Source organism: Acinetobacter sp. ANC 4636 (assembly GCF_054454555.1).
The window spans coordinates 280,579-295,585 of the sequence record NZ_JBTKVD010000002.1 but is presented as its reverse complement, the minus strand read 5'-3'; the positions used below and the strand labels follow the sequence as shown (position 1 = coordinate 295,585).

Below are 15,007 nucleotides of genomic sequence, written 5' to 3'. Positions count from 1 at the left end.
CGCTGTATTTGATGAATTTAAGAGATCTCCCGAAACACCCTCAAAGTTTCAATCCTTTGAGGGTTTGTTTTTTTATGCAAGATTCGTTGGGGGGGGAAGACTGATCTGTGATATAAATAAAATCGCTATTTATAATTAAAGTCTATATAAAGTGTTGTTTTTATATAAAGATTTCGCATTAAAAATGCAAAAGACCTTATTTTATTTAGACATCAAACTGAGAACATAACAAAAGGTGTGTGATGCAACTTATCGCAGGTGCAAATACGATTTTACCTACTCCGTCAGTCGAACTCGTGATTCGAGCGCGTGTTCCCCAAGCCATAGATTTAGATATTACCGCGTATTTACTGGAACAGACCACGCAAAAAGTCCGTGGTGATACCGACATGATTTTCTATGGGCAAACCCATACTCCAAACCAAAGTATTCAGTTATTTGAGTCGAGTAGTCAAACTGACTATTTAACCCGTATTCGTATCAATACTACATTGCTCGACACTGCGATTGGTAAAATTGCGATTTGTGCCACACTGAGCGAGCCTGCACATATTCGGGACTTGCAGCAACTCAGTATCGATTTACTCAACGATGGTCATGTAGTTGCAACATCAGAGATCAATACTCAGAGCAAAACCGAAAAGGCGCTGATTTTGGCGGAAGTTTATAACCACAATGGTCGCTGGAAATATCGTTTTGTCGATCAGGGCTTTAATGGTGGCTTAAAACCTTTGGCAGAAAACTTTGGTGTGGAAGTGGCTGAGCCATCTGCAGTCCCACCGCAACCACAGCCGAGTCCGAGCGTTGCACCACCAACGACAAGTAGCAATGCAAATATTTTTGGTCAGCCTGTCAGCTCGACCACGCCTACAGCACAACCGACGCCACCACCAAGTTCGATTAACCTGTCCAAGATTCGTTTAGACAAGCCCAATTCATCGATTAACCTCACCAAATACAATGGTTCATTTGGCAAGATTCAGGTGAATTTGAACTGGAACCGTTCAGGTGGCGATCGTGGCAAGAGTTTCTTTCGCAAGCTCAGTGCATCGCAGTCGGTTGATCTGGACTTGGGTGCCATGATTGAGATGCAAAACGGCGCAATTCATATTGTTCAGGCGCTTGGCAATCGTTTTGGCAGTTATGAAAAATCGCCTTATGCCGAGTTGCAAGGCGATGATCGCACAGGGTCGTCCTTAAACGGTGAAAATCTGTGGATCAATGGCGAACATTGGGATCAGATTAAACGTATTGTTATTTATACATATATTTACGAAGGTGCAGCAAACTGGGCAGCAACCGATGCTATTGTAAATATGCAGCTTCCCAATCAGCCACCGATTGAAGTGCCTGTCAATGAAGGCGGTTACCTCAGTACCTGTGCAATTGTGGAATTAAAAAATGTGGGTGGGCAAATTCAGGCCAACCGTCAAGTGCAATATTTTGATGACCAACAAAAGCTCGATGAACATTATGGCTTTGGTTTTAGATGGACAGTCGGGCGTAAATAGTTGAAATAAGAGGAAACAATAAAATGGCAATTACATTAAATAAAGGCGGCAATCTTTCACTCAGCAAGACTGATCCGTCATTAACCCAAGTTTTAGTGGGTTTAGGCTGGGATGCGCGCGCAACTGATGGCGTCGATTTTGACTTGGATGCATCTGCATTTTTATTGGGTGCGAACGACAAAGTTCGTGGCGAACACGATTTTATTTTTTATAACCAGCCGCGTTCACCAGAAGGTTCAGTTGAACATACTGGCGACAACCGTACAGGTGCAGGCGATGGCGACGATGAAAGCCTGAAAATTGATTTGACGCGTTTACCTGCTGATGTACAAAAAATCATTTTCACTGTAACCATTCATGATGCTGAAGCGCGTCACCAAAACTTTGGTCAGGTGCAAAATGCCTTTATCCGCATCGTAAATAATGCTTCACAGCATGAAATCGTACGTTTTGATTTAAATGAAGACTATTCGACTGAAACTGCAATGGTGTTTGGTGAATTGTATCGCCACAACGGGGAGTGGAAATTCCGCGCAGTAGGACAGGGTTATGCGGGTGGTCTGCGCATGATGTGCCATCAATATGGCATCAATATCTAACTGAGCAGGTTCGATGAAACATTTTCGTTTTTCGATCATTTTCAGCATAGTCTGTCTTGCGTTGTCTGCCTACTGGGGCTTTACCCACGGGGCAGATGCGGGGCTGATGACCATGCTCAAAGCCCTTGCGATCACGGGGATTTTAGCCGTGATGGAAGTTTCACTGTCGTTTGACAATGCTGTAGTGAATGCTTCGGTACTCAAAACATGGAACCAGTTCTGGCGCACCTTGTTTTTAACCGCCGGGATTATTGTTGCCGTATTTGGTATGCGTTTGTTATTCCCACTGTTAATTGTGGGGGTTACGGCAGATATGAGCATTGTTGATGTTGCCCAACTGGCACTGAATGACCCGAAAAGTTACTCTGAAAAACTCTTGGCACATCATCCTGAAATTTCAGCTTTTGGCGGCATGTTCTTGCTGCTCGTGTTCTTAAACTTTTTGTTTGATGATGAAAAAGACTCACACTGGTTTCATTGGTTAGAGTCCAAACTCGCCAATTTAGCCAGTATTCCTGCGATTTCAGTATTTTTGGCACTAATTGCGTTGTTGGTCATGGCGCACTTTGTACCAGAAGCAACCAAACTAGCTGTGATGGTGTCAGGGATCTGGGGGATTGTGGTTTATATCGGCGTGCAGGTGATCGGTCACTTGCTCGAAAGTAGCGATGCCGATGATGAAGAAACTGAAAATAATCAGCAAGGTACATCTTTGGCTGAAACCGCAACCGCGGTAGCAAAAGGCGGCATCGGCGGTTTTTTATATCTGGAAGTTCTCGATGCTTCGTTTAGTTTTGATGGCGTGATTGGGGCATTTGCAATTACCAATGATGTGGTAATTATTATGCTCGGTTTGGCAATCGGTGCGATGTTTGTACGGTCTATGACCGTCTTCTTGGTTGAAAAAGGCACATTGGATGCCTATATATTCCTAGAGCATGGTGCGCATTATGCAATTGGTGCGCTCGCATTTATTATGCTCGCCAGTGGTACGGGTGTACATGTACCTGAAGTGGTCACTGGTCTTATTGGGATTGCCTTTATTGTTTGGGCAGTTCTATCTTCAATCTCTTATAGTAAAAAACAACATTAATTTAATTTGATACAGCAGAAGGAAATTTAAATCATGGCAATTAACTTGTCTAAAGGCGGCAACATCAACTTATCTAAAACCGCACCGAGCATGAACCTTGTCGATCTTGGCTTAGGCTGGAACCCGCGTGTAACCGATGGTAAGGCATTTGATCTTGACGCGGTAGCATTTTTAGTCAGTGAAAATGGTAAAGTCCGCCGTGATGCCGACTTTATTTTCTTTAATCAAAAACAGTCAGACTGTGGTTCGGTCATCCATAAAGGCGATAACCGTACAGGTGAAGGCGATGGTGATGATGAAACTGTATCAGTCAATTTAGCCAAAGTTCCAGCGGACGTGGCAAAAGTGATTTTTGCAGTCAACATTCACGAAGGTCAGCAAAACAGCCAGAACTTTGGACAGGTCGACAAAGCCTATATCCGCGTGATTAACAAAGACAATGCCAGCGAAGAAGTGGCACGTTTTGACTTGTCAGAAGATGGCAGCACTGAAACTGCGATGATTTTTGGTGAATTGTACCGTCATAACGGTGAATGGAAATTCAAAGCTGTTGGTCAAGGTTTCAATGGTGGCTTGGGCGCATTGGCTGCCAGCTATGGCGTTGCTGTATAAACTGCCAAAGTGCTAAAAGAGTAATCTTTTAGCACTTGAAAAATTGTTTGCAAATCAGCTGTTTTTCAAGTGCTAATCGACAAGAATCTATTCACATGGAACTCATTTCAGGGCAAAAGCTCCCGCTGAAAAATTTATTCGAACAACAGCAATTTCGGTTACGCGTTCAATTCAATACTCCGCATCCTCTTGATGTTTCCTGCTTTATGCTTGATCAGCAGGGTCGGCTTATTCATGACGATTATATGGTGTTTTATAACCAGCCTCATTCACCAAAAAATGAGGTCTGCTATAGCGTGAATGGAATGATTCATGAATTCCAGATTAATCTTGCCAAAACCAACTCCAACAAGGTGGCACATCTGGTGTTTTGTGCCACGCTTGAAAATCAACAACTCAGTATGTGCGATATTCAAAGTGGTGTGGTCGAGCTGATCAATAGCAAATCTGAAGTGGTTGCCAATTATCGTCTGCTGGGAAGCAGCTTTAAACAGGAAAAAGCCCTGATGCTGCTAGAGGTGTATTTTAAAAATGATGCATGGCGTCTGGCGGCTATTGGGCAAGGTTTTAGCGGTGGCTTAGACACGCTGGTCGAGCATTTTGGTGCCAAGGTCAGCACACCCGTAGTGCCAGTTGTATCGGGTATCTCGGCTGTGGATTTGCGTAAAAAAATTATTTTAGACAAGGTGCAGGCAGACGCTCCACATTTGCTGGATTTAACCAAAAAATCCCTGATCAGTCTGGAAAAAAATCAGTTAATTGGCGTGCGGGCACGCGTGGCATTGGTGTTGGATTATTCGGGTTCCATGCTGGGACAATATCGCCGTGGTGATGTGCAGCAAGTGCTGGATCGGGTGATGCCACTTGCCGTCAACTTTGATGATGATGCCAATTTTGAATGCTGGGCATTTGCCGAGCGCCCACTGCGTTTAAGTGATGTGTCACTGCATAACCTGCCTGATTTTATTAACTGCGAACAGGGTGGTTATAAAAAATGGCAGGCAGGAGCGTGCATTAACAATGAACCTGCGGTGATGCAGGATGTGGTGCAGTATTTTCTCAAAGAACAGCCAGATAACTTACCTGTTTATATCATCTTTATTTCTGACGGTGGTATCGGCAGTGCGACGCAGATTAAGCGTCTGCTGCGTGAGAACTCTAACCAGCCGATCTTTTGGCAATTTATCGGAATCGGTGGGCGTGGTTATGGAATTTTAGAACAGCTCGATAACTTAAATGGCCGTGTGCTTGATAACTGTAATTTTTTTGCCATCGATCATTTACACAGCCTCTCAGAAAGTGAGCTGTATGATCTGATGCTACAAGAATTCCCACAGTGGCTTGAACAGGCCAAAACAAAACAGATTTTAAATTAGAGGATCACAACATGGCTGAATTTAATTTGGTTGGAACACCTGAACCTTTTTTACATGTATCACTGCGTCAGGGTGAAAAAATTTATTGTGAATCCGATGCCATGGTGATGATGGAGTCTAACTTGGAGTTGGGCGGCCAGTTACGTGGTGGTTTGTTCCAGTCAGTCATGCGTAAATTCACCACAGGTGAATCGTTGTTTCAGCAAGAAATCAAAGCTTCGTTTGGCGCTGGTGAATGTTTGCTCTCACCCAACCTTGATGGTGACATGCAAATCTTAAATATTGGTCAGCAGCAATATGTACTGTCCGATGGGGCCTTTGTGGCATCGACTGAACAGGTCAATGTCAAAGCCAAAGTCCAGACCAATCTGGGTGGCAGCCTGTTTGGGGACAATGGTGGTTTTGTGGTGATGGAAACCTCAGGGCAGGGACAACTGTGCATTTCAGGTTGCGGCACGCTGATGGAAGTTGAGGTCAATCCGCAAAATGGGGAAACCGTGATCGACAATGGTCATGTGGTGGCTTGGGATTCATCATTAAATTATAGCATTGGTATGCCAAGCTCCCGAAATCGAGGCATGCTGGGCAATTTGTTAAATAGTGTCACCAGTGGCGAAGGTATGGTCTTAAAGTTTCAAGGCTATGGTAAAGTCATTATTTGTTCGCGAAATCGCAACAGTTATATTACTTGGTTGGCGTCAGTACTCAATTTAGGCCAACGATCATAAAATAGGAAAAAACATGAGCATTAGCTTAGTTAAAGGTCAGAAAATTTCACTTGCAAAACAAGATGGTTCAAGCCTGTCTAAAATATTTTTAGGTGCAGGTTGGGATGTTGCCAAAAGTGGTGGTTTATTTGGCATGTTTGGCGGTGGCAATAACAGCATTGATCTGGACGTATCGGCAATCACTTTTGATGCCAACAAGCGCCAAGTCGACAATGTCTACTTTGGACAATTGCGTAGCCGTGACGGCAGCATTGTACATTCGGGCGATAACCTGACAGGTGCAGGCGATGGTGATGACGAAGTGGTTTATGTTGACTTAAGTCAAGTTCCATCGAACGTCACTTCGATTGTCTTTACCATCAGTAGTTTCCGTGGTCAGACCTTTGAAAAAGTGGAAAATGCATTTTGTCGCTTGGTCGATCAAAATAGCAATCAGCAAATTGCACACTATAATCTATCCGCCAAAGGCAACTATACGGCATTGATTATTGCCAAAGTTTACCGTCATGATGGCGCATGGAAAATGTCCGCGTTAGGCGAAACCTGCAACGGGCGTACCTTGCATGACATCGTACCGCATGTGGTGAATTATCTATAAATTGTCATATTTGAAGCCAAGCCTGAGTTGAGTGATCAGCTCAGGCTTTTTTAATGGCTGGTATTTGATCTTGAATCAGCTTGAAGCCAGAGATAGAAAGATCATAGTTTTATGTTTTTTAAACCAAAAAATTACGTTAAAGATCTATATAAAAATATGAAAAGGATTGGAAAAATGTGTCGCCAGAATATGAAAAGCACAAACTTTAAAAAATGATAGCGATACTGAAACCCGAACAGCAGTCTTATTTTGATTTGGGGGTGATGTTGTGAGAGATGTACTCCATCTTTATGGAGTTTTCTCCTGAGAGTAAATTACGCAAAGAAAAAGGCACTTATCTTTTGATAAGTGCCTTTTGAATTTGGAGCGGGAAACGAGACTCGAACTCGCGACCCCAACCTTGGCAAGGTTATGCTCTACCAACTGAGCTATTCCCGCATATTGAGCAGTTTTTACTAAAACTTACACTAAAAAAACCAAATCTGGAGCGGGAAACGAGACTCGAACTCGCGACCCCAACCTTGGCAAGGTTATGCTCTACCAACTGAGCTATTCCCGCGTGAGGCATATATTACATTAAGTAGATTTAGAATCAACTCATTTTCTAGGTTTATTGAATTAATTGCATAAAATAAAAGCAAAATCTGAAAGATTTTAAATGCTGATCGCAATCTAAATGGTTTCACCAACTAGAAAACCCTGTGAATTTATCAAAAATTGCTATACTCAAGACATGATCTTTTTATGTAACAGGACAGTTTCTCATGAGTTTAGAGCAACAATTAATTGAGCGGTTACAACAGCTACAGCCTACCCATTTAGAAGTGATTAATGAATCAGCAGGGCATGGAGGGTATTATCCTGGAAAAGAATCACATTTTAAGGTGGTGATTGTCAGTGAGGCATTTGCAGGCTTGCGTCTGGTTCAGCGTCATCAAAAAATTTATGCACTTGCCGCAGAATTACTGGCACCCAGTGCAATCCATGCTTTAGCGATTCATGCGTATCTGCCAAGTGAATGGGAAGGTCAGGCACCTGCCAGCCCAGAATGTGCCCATGCACCTAAAGTTTAAGGATACTGCATGAATACGTTGCTCTTATTAAAAATCCTGCATGGTGTAGGCGTGGTATTGTTACTGTTGATGCTCGCGCTGAGCAGCAGACACCTATTTCGTATGCAGGATGAGCAGCTTGCCGCCAAAACACCGCGTTTGGTGATTGCATTGCAGCATTCAACTTTTACGCTGATGTTGTTGACGGGGGGCGCGTTGTTATGGATGAAACATTTTCAGGTGCAACCTTGGTTTTATGCTAAAGCCGCGCTATTTGTCGTTATTTTTTCTTCATTAATCAAGGCATTTCGCCGTAAAGAAGGGATTTTGCTGGTACAGCGCCGTGCGGGTATCGTGATTGCTTGGATTGCCTTGTTCGCAATTTTACTGTTGGTGAAGATCAAACCCGTATTTTCATAATTGTTGGACAGCTTTCATCACGGGCAAAAAGCTCTAGGATAGACTAGGGCATCAGACCATTAAAATAATTAGGACAAAACTATGCTGACACGTGTCATTTTCAATCAGAAAGGTGGAGTTGGGAAATCTAGCATTGCGGTGAATCTTGCCAGTTTGAGTGCCCATCATGGTTTAAAAACACTGGTGATTGACCTTGATCCGCAGTCCAATGCCAGCCAGTATCTGCTTGGAGATGCCGCCACATTTAATGGCCGCCAGCAGGCATTGGAACCGAATATTGAAAATTTTTATCAGGAAGTTTTGGGAAGCTCCAATAAAAGCCTGATCGGCAATACCCTGGGGGCGCTGCTCAAATCACGCTCACAAGGTCTGGAAAGCTATACCCATCAGTCACCTTTTAACCATCTGGATATTTTGGTGGCTAGCCCAAGTCTTGGCGCACTGGAACACAGTCTGGAAAGCAAACATAAGATTTATAAACTGCGCGATGCCATTGCCGAGCTGTCTGGAAAATATGATCGTATTTATATTGATACGCCACCGGCCTTTAATTTCTTTACGCTATCGGCGCTGATTGCTGCCGACCGTGTGCTGATTCCCTTTGATTGTGACGTATTTTCACAACGTGCCTTACAAACACTTATTGAAAATATCTTAGAAACGCAAGATGATCATAACCAACGACTGGAAATTGAAGGGATTGTGGTGAATCAGTTTCAGGCTCAGGCAAAATTGCCGCGAGAAGTGGTACAGCAACTTAAAGATCAGGGTTTACCTGTCTTGAATAACATGTTGCCGCCTTCGATCCTGATGAAAGAATCACATCACAAGAATAAACCTTTGATTTACCTTGCACCCGAACACAAACTCAGTCAGGCATATTCGGCTTTGTTTGCAGAAATAGAACAACTTTCCTGAGGTGAGATATGAACAAATGGGCGATAGCAGCAAGTCTAGTGATTGGTATAGCATTGACAGGTTGCGCCACAACAGTCAAACCCAGTTACGTGTCGCCTACCCAGTATCAGGCACTGAACTGCACACAATTACAAAGTGAATATGACCGTATTCAGCACTATCTTGAACAAGGTGTAGAGCCAGAAAAACGCACTGGTGTCGGGGTAGGGGTCGGTGTTGGTGGCGGCTGGGGACGAGGCGGCTGGGGTTTTGGCCCGACCTTTTCGGTCAATTTGGGACAGTCCTCTAATACTAAACGTAGTGAAATCGCCCAGTTAATGGGACAGCAGGATGCCATTGTACAAGCTGCGCATTTTAAAAATTGCCGAATTTTGACAGTGAAAAGATCATGAGAATAAAAAAGGTCGATGCTTCGACCTTTTTTTATTTTTTTAGTTTAGCTGGCTCTGTTGGCGCGAATTTTTGCCCGCACAAACTCAATAACGGCAGGAAGTAAGCTAAATACAATAATACCGAGCATCAGGTGGCTAAAGTTATCTTTGACAAAAGGATGTGTTCCAAAAAAATAACCGAGCGTAATAAATGAACCAACCCAAGCCAATCCGCCAATCGCATTAAAAGCTAAAAAGTGTTTGTAGTTCATACGGCCTGCACCTGCAACAAAAGGTGCGAAGGTGCGAATAAACGGCATAAAGCGCGCAATAATAATGGTTTTTCCGCCGTATTTTTCAAAAAATACATGAGTTTTAAGTAAGTGATCTTTTTTAATAAAGCGTGATTCCATTTCAAATATACGCGGACCAATATAGCGCCCGATGTGATAGTTTAAGGTATCACCCAGCACGGCAGCGATAAACAGCAAGCCGATTAACAGCCATGGGTTCATTTGCCCTGTAGAGGCTGCTAGAGCACCTGCTGCAAATAACATGCTGTCACCTGGTAGAAAAGGCATAACCACCAGGCCTGTTTCGACAAAAATAATCAAAAACAGGATGGCATAAATCCAGACACCGTATTGTTTTATAAATTCAAGAAGATGTTGATCGATATGTAAAATGAAATTGATGAGTTCCATGTGGAAGTAAGGGCAGCAAAGGATAGCTAGATGCTAGCAGCCCCTACATGGAATGTCAGTAACCAAGCTGTACCATTTTTGCGCGAGCTATAGTTTATTTTTTGATAAAGTCTTGACCATCAATAACAGCATGCCAGTGCCCTTTTAGCAAATAGGGCGCTTTATCGATTTTAAACCGATTACCAAATTCAGGAGTACCAGCTTGAATGTATTGAGCATTGAGTACAGTAATTGGCGCCGTCATTGCAGATTGTTCAGTACTTTCAGATTGGCTATGTGCTGTACGTTGCTGTTATATTGGCTTTCATGATATTGCAATTGACCATCACGCTGAATCTTGAGTTCACTATGTGGACTTTGCCAAGTTCCAATCCAGTGATCTTGACCCTTTAAAATAGGGCTGGTTTGGGAACAGGCGATCAGTGTGATACAACATCCAATAATCACCACAAGATTATGTAATCGCATAGGTTGACCTATTCAAATTTTTGTTTTGATTGCTATGTTAAGAAATTTAATAGGGAAGTCATTTCAAGATTTACATGATAAGTGTAAAAGGCTTTTTTAAAGTTGTGAAAAAATGCAGTTTTTCAGACAGCGTAAACCTAATATTGCATTGGACGTATACGCAACAAAAAAGGGCTCAGATGAGCCCTTTTAGTTTTAGATTAAATATCTAAATTAGAAACGTGCTTTGGCATTCAAACCGATAGTTTGAGTGTCAAGGTTGTAACCAGTTGTATGGCTAGAGTTTGCATTGGTATAAGTTGCGCCAACAGAGATTGCAGGTGTGATGAAGTAATTCACGTTTGCACCCCAAAGTTTGTCAAACACAGCTTGTGATTCAGAAGTTCCTGCAAATGAAGCACCAACGCTTAATTTTGGAGTCACATAAAGATCAGTGTTGAACTCATAAGATGTTGCTTGACCAAACACGATACCTGCGTCAAAACCAAGTGACATGTTAGTACCATCGATAGCACCTACGTATTTAGTACGTGCAGTGATCGCATCTTGTTTGTCATTGATAGAAGCAGTTTCACCTACAGCGTTTACAAAACCTTTGTTCAAGATACGGAAAGTATCTAGAGAGAACTGGTTCGCAACATTGGTGTAACCAACAGCAAGCAAGAAGTTGTTAGTTGGCATTGCACCGACTTCTAACGCATAACGGTCGCCATGGTCATCACGAGAAATGGCATTTTTACCATCTACATCAGTGTGGTTGTAAGACGCGCTTGCATATAACGGAATTGAAGCAGTGTAAGGAGTTGTGAAGTAAGCTTCACCTTTCACGCCATAAGTACCAAGATGGTAGTTAACCCAATTTTTCTCGTTATATTGCTCGTAGCTGTAACCAACAGATACATTTGATGCTTTGTTCAAGAACGCAGCTTCAGCTAAAGGGCCTTTAGAAGCATCTACATTTTTAAAGTAGTAAGTGCCTTGAAGGTCACCAGTATAGTTTTTGTCATTGGCAGTGGTATTTAAATATTCAGACTGGCCTTTTACTTCAAATTGGTATGCGTGTGCACCAGTCATGGCAAGTAGAACTGCTGCAGCTAAACCGATTTTTTTCATGTTAATTTCTCAACTTTCCAATAGACATACTTGCTATTCTATTGTTACAAAATATTAAGTCAATCAATTCAGCCGCATTACAATGTTTAAAAATTGTAGTTTTTCTTCATATAAATTAAATAAATCACAAAAAAAATTACTTTTTAGGGGGGAAATTAAAATAAAAATCGACTGTTATTTACAAATTTTTATATTGTTTTTCAATAATATATTGATTTAAAAATAATCAGTAAATAATTTGAAATATAAATTGAGCTGTCATTCATATTTTATACAGAATTTCAATCTTAAATTGTAAGAAGAGTTGATTTGTTTGCTGCCTATGATATTGAATTCTCAATTTTCTGGGTAAAACCTTGAAGTTGTCGAGGCGATGCTGTGAATGATTTAGGTAATCAATGTGATTGTATGATGAGAAATGCTTAATGAAAAAAGGAAGGAACAGTAATAGACGTGATTCATTGTTTCCCCATTTTTAGTTTTTCTCCCAGCGTAAGGGACATAAAATGGACTGATGAAAGACGTCAACTGTTCCTTCTTTATTTAGGCAAAATTATGCTAACAATGGCTTTAAAAAACGCCCTGTATGGGAAATCGCAACGTCTGCGACTTGTTCAGGTGTACCTTCGGCAACGATTTCACCACCGCCAGAACCCCCTTCAGGCCCTAAGTCCACAATCCAGTCAGCGGTTTTAATCACATCCAGATTGTGTTCAATCACCACAATGGTATTTCCTTTGTTGCGTAGCTCATGCAGGATGTCGAGCAGCTTGGCAATATCATGAAAATGCAGACCTGTGGTCGGCTCATCCAGAATATACAGGGTTTTGCCCGTATCGCGTTTTGCCAGTTCGCGGGCCAGCTTCACCCGCTGTGCTTCACCGCCAGACAGGGTGGTCGCCGCCTGACCCAAACGGATATAGCCCAAGCCAACCTGCATCAAGGTATCTAAACGACGATGAATCACAGGAATTGCATTAAAAAATTCTGCTGCATCTTCAACTGTCATGTTGAGTACATCGGAAATGTTCTTGCCTTTATAACCGACTTCCAGTGTTTCACGATTGTAGCGCTTGCCATTGCAGGCATCGCAAGGCACATACATGTCAGGTAAAAAGTGCATCGCGACTTTAATCATGCCATCGCCTTCGCAGGCTTCACAGCGTCCGCCTTTGACATTGAAGGAAAAGCGCCCAGCACTATAACCACGGGCTTTGGCTTCTGGGGTTTGGGCAAATAGCTCGCGAATCGGTGTAAATACGCCTGTATAGGTTGCAGGGTTTGAGCGCGGTGTACGTCCAATCGGGCTTTGGTCGATATCGACCACTTTATCCAGATGCTGCAAGCCATCAATTGACTGGTATTTTTCCGCCGTCAAGGTGGTTGCGCCGTTGAGTTCGGTTGCTGCAAGCGGCAGTAAAGTGCGGTTAATTAAGGTTGATTTGCCTGAACCCGAAACACCTGTGATACAGGTCATGACACCCAATGGCAGATTTAAGGTGACATTTTTCAGGTTGTGCCCAGATGCACCGCAAAGCTGAATGGTATTTTCAGGGTTTGGTGGGGTAACGCGCTGTTCAGGCACCGCAATTTTTAGTTTGCCTGCCAAGTATTGCCCAGTCAGCGAGTTTTTATTTTTTGCCAGTTGCTTAGCCGTACCTTCGGCAATAATTTCCCCACCATGTACCCCAGCGCCAGGGCCAATATCAATGATATGGTCAGCCGCACGAATTGCATCTTCATCATGTTCAACCACCAGTACCGTGTTGCCCAAGTCACGTAGGCGAATCAGGGTTTGCAGTAGGCGGTCATTGTCACGTTGATGCAGACCAATTGAAGGTTCATCCAGCACATACATGACGCCCATCAAGCCTGCACCGATTTGTGAAGCGAGTCGAATACGCTGCGCTTCACCACCTGACAATGTTTCAGCCGAACGCGACAGGCTCAGGTAATTCAGCCCGACACTGACTAAAAATTGTAGACGCTCACGAATTTCTTTAAAGATTTTATCGGCAATTTCACCTTTTGCCCCTTCAAGGCTCAAGTGTTGATAATAATCTGCCGCATCACCAATCGACATGCTCGTGATTTGTTCAATACTATGGTCTTTGACTTTGACATGACGTGAAATTTCGTTCAGGCGCGAACCACCGCAGGCATCACAGGCTGCATTGGATAAGTACTGTGCCAAGTCATCGCGAATATAGTTGCTTTCCGTTTCTCGGTAACGGCGCTCTAAATGTGGCAACACGCCTTCAAATGCCATGACACGACTGTGTTTGCGTCCGCGTTCGTCGATATAACTCAGGTCGATTTTCTCTTTGCCTGTACCATTCAGGAATTTCTTTTGGGTATCTTTATCGAGATCTTGCCACGGGCAATTGAGGTCAAAGCCATAATGTGCTGCGACTTTTTCTAGCATGCTGTAATAGTAGGGACGCTGGCGATCCCAACCGCGGATTGCTCCTTGATGAATCGACAGGTGTGGATTGGGGATCAGTTTTTCAGCACTAAAATGACTACGTGTTCCCAAACCATCACACACTGGGCAAGCGCCAAACGGATTGTTGAAGGAAAACATGCGTGGTTCAAGTTCTGCCACGGCACGGTCACACTTAGGGCAGGAGTGGCGCGCTGAAAACACGCGGTCAGGCTGTTCGCCTTTCATCCAGGTCAAAATCGCCAGATCACCGCCTAAACGCAGTGCGGTTTCAAATGATTCTGCCAAACGGTTGCCCAAATCATCACGCACTTTAAAGCGGTCGATCACCACTTCAATGGTGTGTTTTTTCTTTTTATCCAGCTCAGGCGGGCTGTCGATGTCAATGACTTCCCCGTCGACACGGGCACGAACAAAGCCCTGACTTTGCAGTTGTTCAAACAGGGTACTGTATTCACCTTTACGCTCACGCACTACGGGTGCAAGCAGCATCAGCGCTGTGCCTTCTTCTAAAGCTTTGACTGCATCGACCATTTCCGACACGGTTTGCGCCACCATCGGCAGGTCATGTTCAGGGCAATACGGTGTTCCGACGCGTGCATAGAGTAGGCGTAAATAGTCGTAAATTTCAGTAATGGTTCCCACAGTTGAACGTGGGTTGTGACTGGTAGATTTTTGCTCAATGGCAATTGCAGGACTTAAGCCTTCAATCGAGTCGACTTCGGGTTTTTCCATTTGCGATAAGAACTGGCGCGCGTAGGCTGACAGCGATTCGACATAACGGCGTTGTCCTTCAGCGTATAAGGTGTCGAATGCCAGTGACGATTTCCCTGATCCCGAAAGTCCTGTAATCACCACAAATTTATCGCGTGGAATATCAAGGGACACATTTTTCAGGTTATGGGTACGTGCGCCTCGAATACGGATATGACTGTGACTCATAAGATCTCTCGGTAATAAGCAAGTAGAAACTGCTATATGATAACGATTTAAAATTGTTC

At 43.3% G+C, this 15,007-nt stretch carries 16 protein-coding genes and 2 tRNA genes; 11 read left to right on the top strand and 7 right to left on the bottom strand.

The window, feature by feature from the left end; genetic code table 11:
* Window positions 1–242: 242 nt before the first annotated feature.
* The 7 genes from ACX1N5_RS03555 (at window position 243) to ACX1N5_RS03525 (ending at window position 6,517) form a co-directional block, all read left to right on the top strand.
* Complete coding sequence (locus tag ACX1N5_RS03555; RefSeq protein ID WP_458799488.1) at window positions 243–1,511, top strand: TerD family protein; 1,269 nt, start codon at window positions 243–245, stop codon at window positions 1,509–1,511.
* A 23-nt stretch (window positions 1,512–1,534) separates the two neighbouring features.
* A complete protein-coding gene (locus ACX1N5_RS03550; RefSeq protein ID WP_004754709.1) occupies window positions 1,535–2,110 on the top strand; it encodes a TerD family protein in 576 nt (191 codons plus the stop codon).
* A gap of 13 nt (window positions 2,111–2,123) precedes the next feature.
* Window positions 2,124–3,203, top strand: coding sequence for a DUF475 domain-containing protein (locus tag ACX1N5_RS03545; protein WP_131381931.1), 1,080 nt, complete (start codon window positions 2,124–2,126; stop codon window positions 3,201–3,203).
* Between the two features lie 33 nt (window positions 3,204–3,236).
* A complete protein-coding gene (locus ACX1N5_RS03540; RefSeq protein WP_458799490.1) occupies window positions 3,237–3,815 on the top strand; it encodes a TerD family protein in 579 nt (192 codons plus the stop codon).
* 95 nt (window positions 3,816–3,910) lie between these two features.
* Window positions 3,911–5,191, top strand: a complete 1,281-nt coding sequence (locus ACX1N5_RS03535; protein WP_458799492.1) for a VWA domain-containing protein — start codon at window positions 3,911–3,913, stop codon at window positions 5,189–5,191.
* Window positions 5,192–5,202: 11 nt separating this feature from the next.
* Window positions 5,203–5,919 carry a TIGR00266 family protein gene (locus ACX1N5_RS03530; RefSeq protein WP_045793407.1) on the top strand — a complete coding sequence of 239 codons (717 nt, stop codon included), beginning with the start codon at window positions 5,203–5,205 and terminating at the stop codon, window positions 5,917–5,919.
* Between the two features lie 13 nt (window positions 5,920–5,932).
* Window positions 5,933–6,517 carry a TerD family protein gene (locus ACX1N5_RS03525; RefSeq protein WP_045793406.1) on the top strand — a complete coding sequence of 195 codons (585 nt, stop codon included), beginning with the start codon at window positions 5,933–5,935 and terminating at the stop codon, window positions 6,515–6,517.
* A 362-nt stretch (window positions 6,518–6,879) separates the two neighbouring features.
* On the opposite strand, the gene ACX1N5_RS03520 is transcribed toward ACX1N5_RS03525, so the two are convergent.
* Window positions 6,880–6,955 (bottom strand) — tRNA-Gly (locus ACX1N5_RS03520).
* Between the two features lie 45 nt (window positions 6,956–7,000).
* Window positions 7,001–7,076, bottom strand: a tRNA-Gly gene (locus ACX1N5_RS03515).
* A gap of 205 nt (window positions 7,077–7,281) precedes the next feature.
* Here ACX1N5_RS03515 and ACX1N5_RS03510 point away from each other — a divergent pair.
* The 4 genes from ACX1N5_RS03510 to ACX1N5_RS03495 all read left to right on the top strand — a co-directional run bounded on the left by ACX1N5_RS03510 (window position 7,282) and on the right by ACX1N5_RS03495 (window position 9,299).
* Entirely contained in the window at window positions 7,282–7,590 is a 309-nt protein-coding gene (locus tag ACX1N5_RS03510; protein WP_131381891.1) for a BolA family protein, read from the top strand.
* Window positions 7,591–7,599: 9 nt separating this feature from the next.
* Window positions 7,600–7,989 carry a SirB2 family protein gene (locus ACX1N5_RS03505; RefSeq protein WP_131381890.1) on the top strand — a complete coding sequence of 130 codons (390 nt, stop codon included), beginning with the start codon at window positions 7,600–7,602 and terminating at the stop codon, window positions 7,987–7,989.
* Between the two features lie 81 nt (window positions 7,990–8,070).
* Window positions 8,071–8,907, top strand: coding sequence for a ParA family protein (locus ACX1N5_RS03500; RefSeq protein ID WP_116726606.1), 837 nt, complete (start codon window positions 8,071–8,073; stop codon window positions 8,905–8,907).
* An 8-nt stretch (window positions 8,908–8,915) separates the two neighbouring features.
* The gene (locus ACX1N5_RS03495) at window positions 8,916–9,299 is read left to right on the top strand and encodes a hypothetical protein (protein WP_131381889.1); all 384 of its coding nucleotides are present in this window, start codon (window positions 8,916–8,918) and stop codon (window positions 9,297–9,299) included.
* A gap of 44 nt (window positions 9,300–9,343) precedes the next feature.
* On the opposite strand, the gene ACX1N5_RS03490 is transcribed toward ACX1N5_RS03495, so the two are convergent.
* From ACX1N5_RS03490 to uvrA, 5 genes are all read right to left on the bottom strand, one after another.
* A complete protein-coding gene (locus ACX1N5_RS03490) occupies window positions 9,344–9,982 on the bottom strand; it encodes a DedA family protein (RefSeq protein ID WP_116726608.1) in 639 nt (212 codons plus the stop codon).
* Window positions 9,983–10,076: 94 nt separating this feature from the next.
* Entirely contained in the window at window positions 10,077–10,226 is a 150-nt protein-coding gene (locus ACX1N5_RS03485) for a hypothetical protein (RefSeq protein ID WP_458799496.1), read from the bottom strand.
* The gene (locus ACX1N5_RS03480) at window positions 10,223–10,450 is read right to left on the bottom strand and encodes a hypothetical protein (RefSeq protein ID WP_458799498.1); all 228 of its coding nucleotides are present in this window, start codon (window positions 10,448–10,450) and stop codon (window positions 10,223–10,225) included. The genes ACX1N5_RS03485 and ACX1N5_RS03480 overlap by 4 nt, the downstream gene beginning before the upstream one ends.
* Before the next feature lie 213 nt (window positions 10,451–10,663).
* The gene (omp33-36, locus tag ACX1N5_RS03475; protein ID WP_131381887.1) at window positions 10,664–11,563 is read right to left on the bottom strand and encodes a porin Omp33-36; all 900 of its coding nucleotides are present in this window, start codon (window positions 11,561–11,563) and stop codon (window positions 10,664–10,666) included.
* A gap of 553 nt (window positions 11,564–12,116) precedes the next feature.
* Window positions 12,117–14,948, bottom strand: a complete 2,832-nt coding sequence (uvrA, locus tag ACX1N5_RS03470; protein ID WP_458799500.1) for an excinuclease ABC subunit UvrA — start codon at window positions 14,946–14,948, stop codon at window positions 12,117–12,119.
* Window positions 14,949–15,007 lie beyond the last annotated feature (59 nt).

Coding starts and splice junctions, on each gene's coding strand:
- ACX1N5_RS03530 (WP_045793407.1), top strand. CDS start 5,203: ATGGCTGAATTTAATTTGGTTGGAACACCTGAACCTTTTTTACATGTA.
- ACX1N5_RS03510 (WP_131381891.1), top strand. CDS start 7,282: ATGAGTTTAGAGCAACAATTAATTGAGCGGTTACAACAGCTACAGCCT.
- ACX1N5_RS03550 (WP_004754709.1), top strand. CDS start 1,535: ATGGCAATTACATTAAATAAAGGCGGCAATCTTTCACTCAGCAAGACT.
- uvrA (WP_458799500.1), bottom strand. CDS start 14,948: ATGAGTCACAGTCATATCCGTATTCGAGGCGCACGTACCCATAACCTG.
- ACX1N5_RS03495 (WP_131381889.1), top strand. CDS start 8,916: ATGAACAAATGGGCGATAGCAGCAAGTCTAGTGATTGGTATAGCATTG.
- ACX1N5_RS03540 (WP_458799490.1), top strand. CDS start 3,237: ATGGCAATTAACTTGTCTAAAGGCGGCAACATCAACTTATCTAAAACC.
- ACX1N5_RS03555 (WP_458799488.1), top strand. CDS start 243: ATGCAACTTATCGCAGGTGCAAATACGATTTTACCTACTCCGTCAGTC.
- ACX1N5_RS03525 (WP_045793406.1), top strand. CDS start 5,933: ATGAGCATTAGCTTAGTTAAAGGTCAGAAAATTTCACTTGCAAAACAA.
- ACX1N5_RS03490 (WP_116726608.1), bottom strand. CDS start 9,982: ATGGAACTCATCAATTTCATTTTACATATCGATCAACATCTTCTTGAA.
- ACX1N5_RS03535 (WP_458799492.1), top strand. CDS start 3,911: ATGGAACTCATTTCAGGGCAAAAGCTCCCGCTGAAAAATTTATTCGAA.
- ACX1N5_RS03545 (WP_131381931.1), top strand. CDS start 2,124: ATGAAACATTTTCGTTTTTCGATCATTTTCAGCATAGTCTGTCTTGCG.
- omp33-36 (WP_131381887.1), bottom strand. CDS start 11,563: ATGAAAAAAATCGGTTTAGCTGCAGCAGTTCTACTTGCCATGACTGGT.
- ACX1N5_RS03480 (WP_458799498.1), bottom strand. CDS start 10,450: ATGCGATTACATAATCTTGTGGTGATTATTGGATGTTGTATCACACTG.
- ACX1N5_RS03485 (WP_458799496.1), bottom strand. CDS start 10,226: ATGACGGCGCCAATTACTGTACTCAATGCTCAATACATTCAAGCTGGT.
- ACX1N5_RS03505 (WP_131381890.1), top strand. CDS start 7,600: ATGAATACGTTGCTCTTATTAAAAATCCTGCATGGTGTAGGCGTGGTA.
- ACX1N5_RS03500 (WP_116726606.1), top strand. CDS start 8,071: ATGCTGACACGTGTCATTTTCAATCAGAAAGGTGGAGTTGGGAAATCT.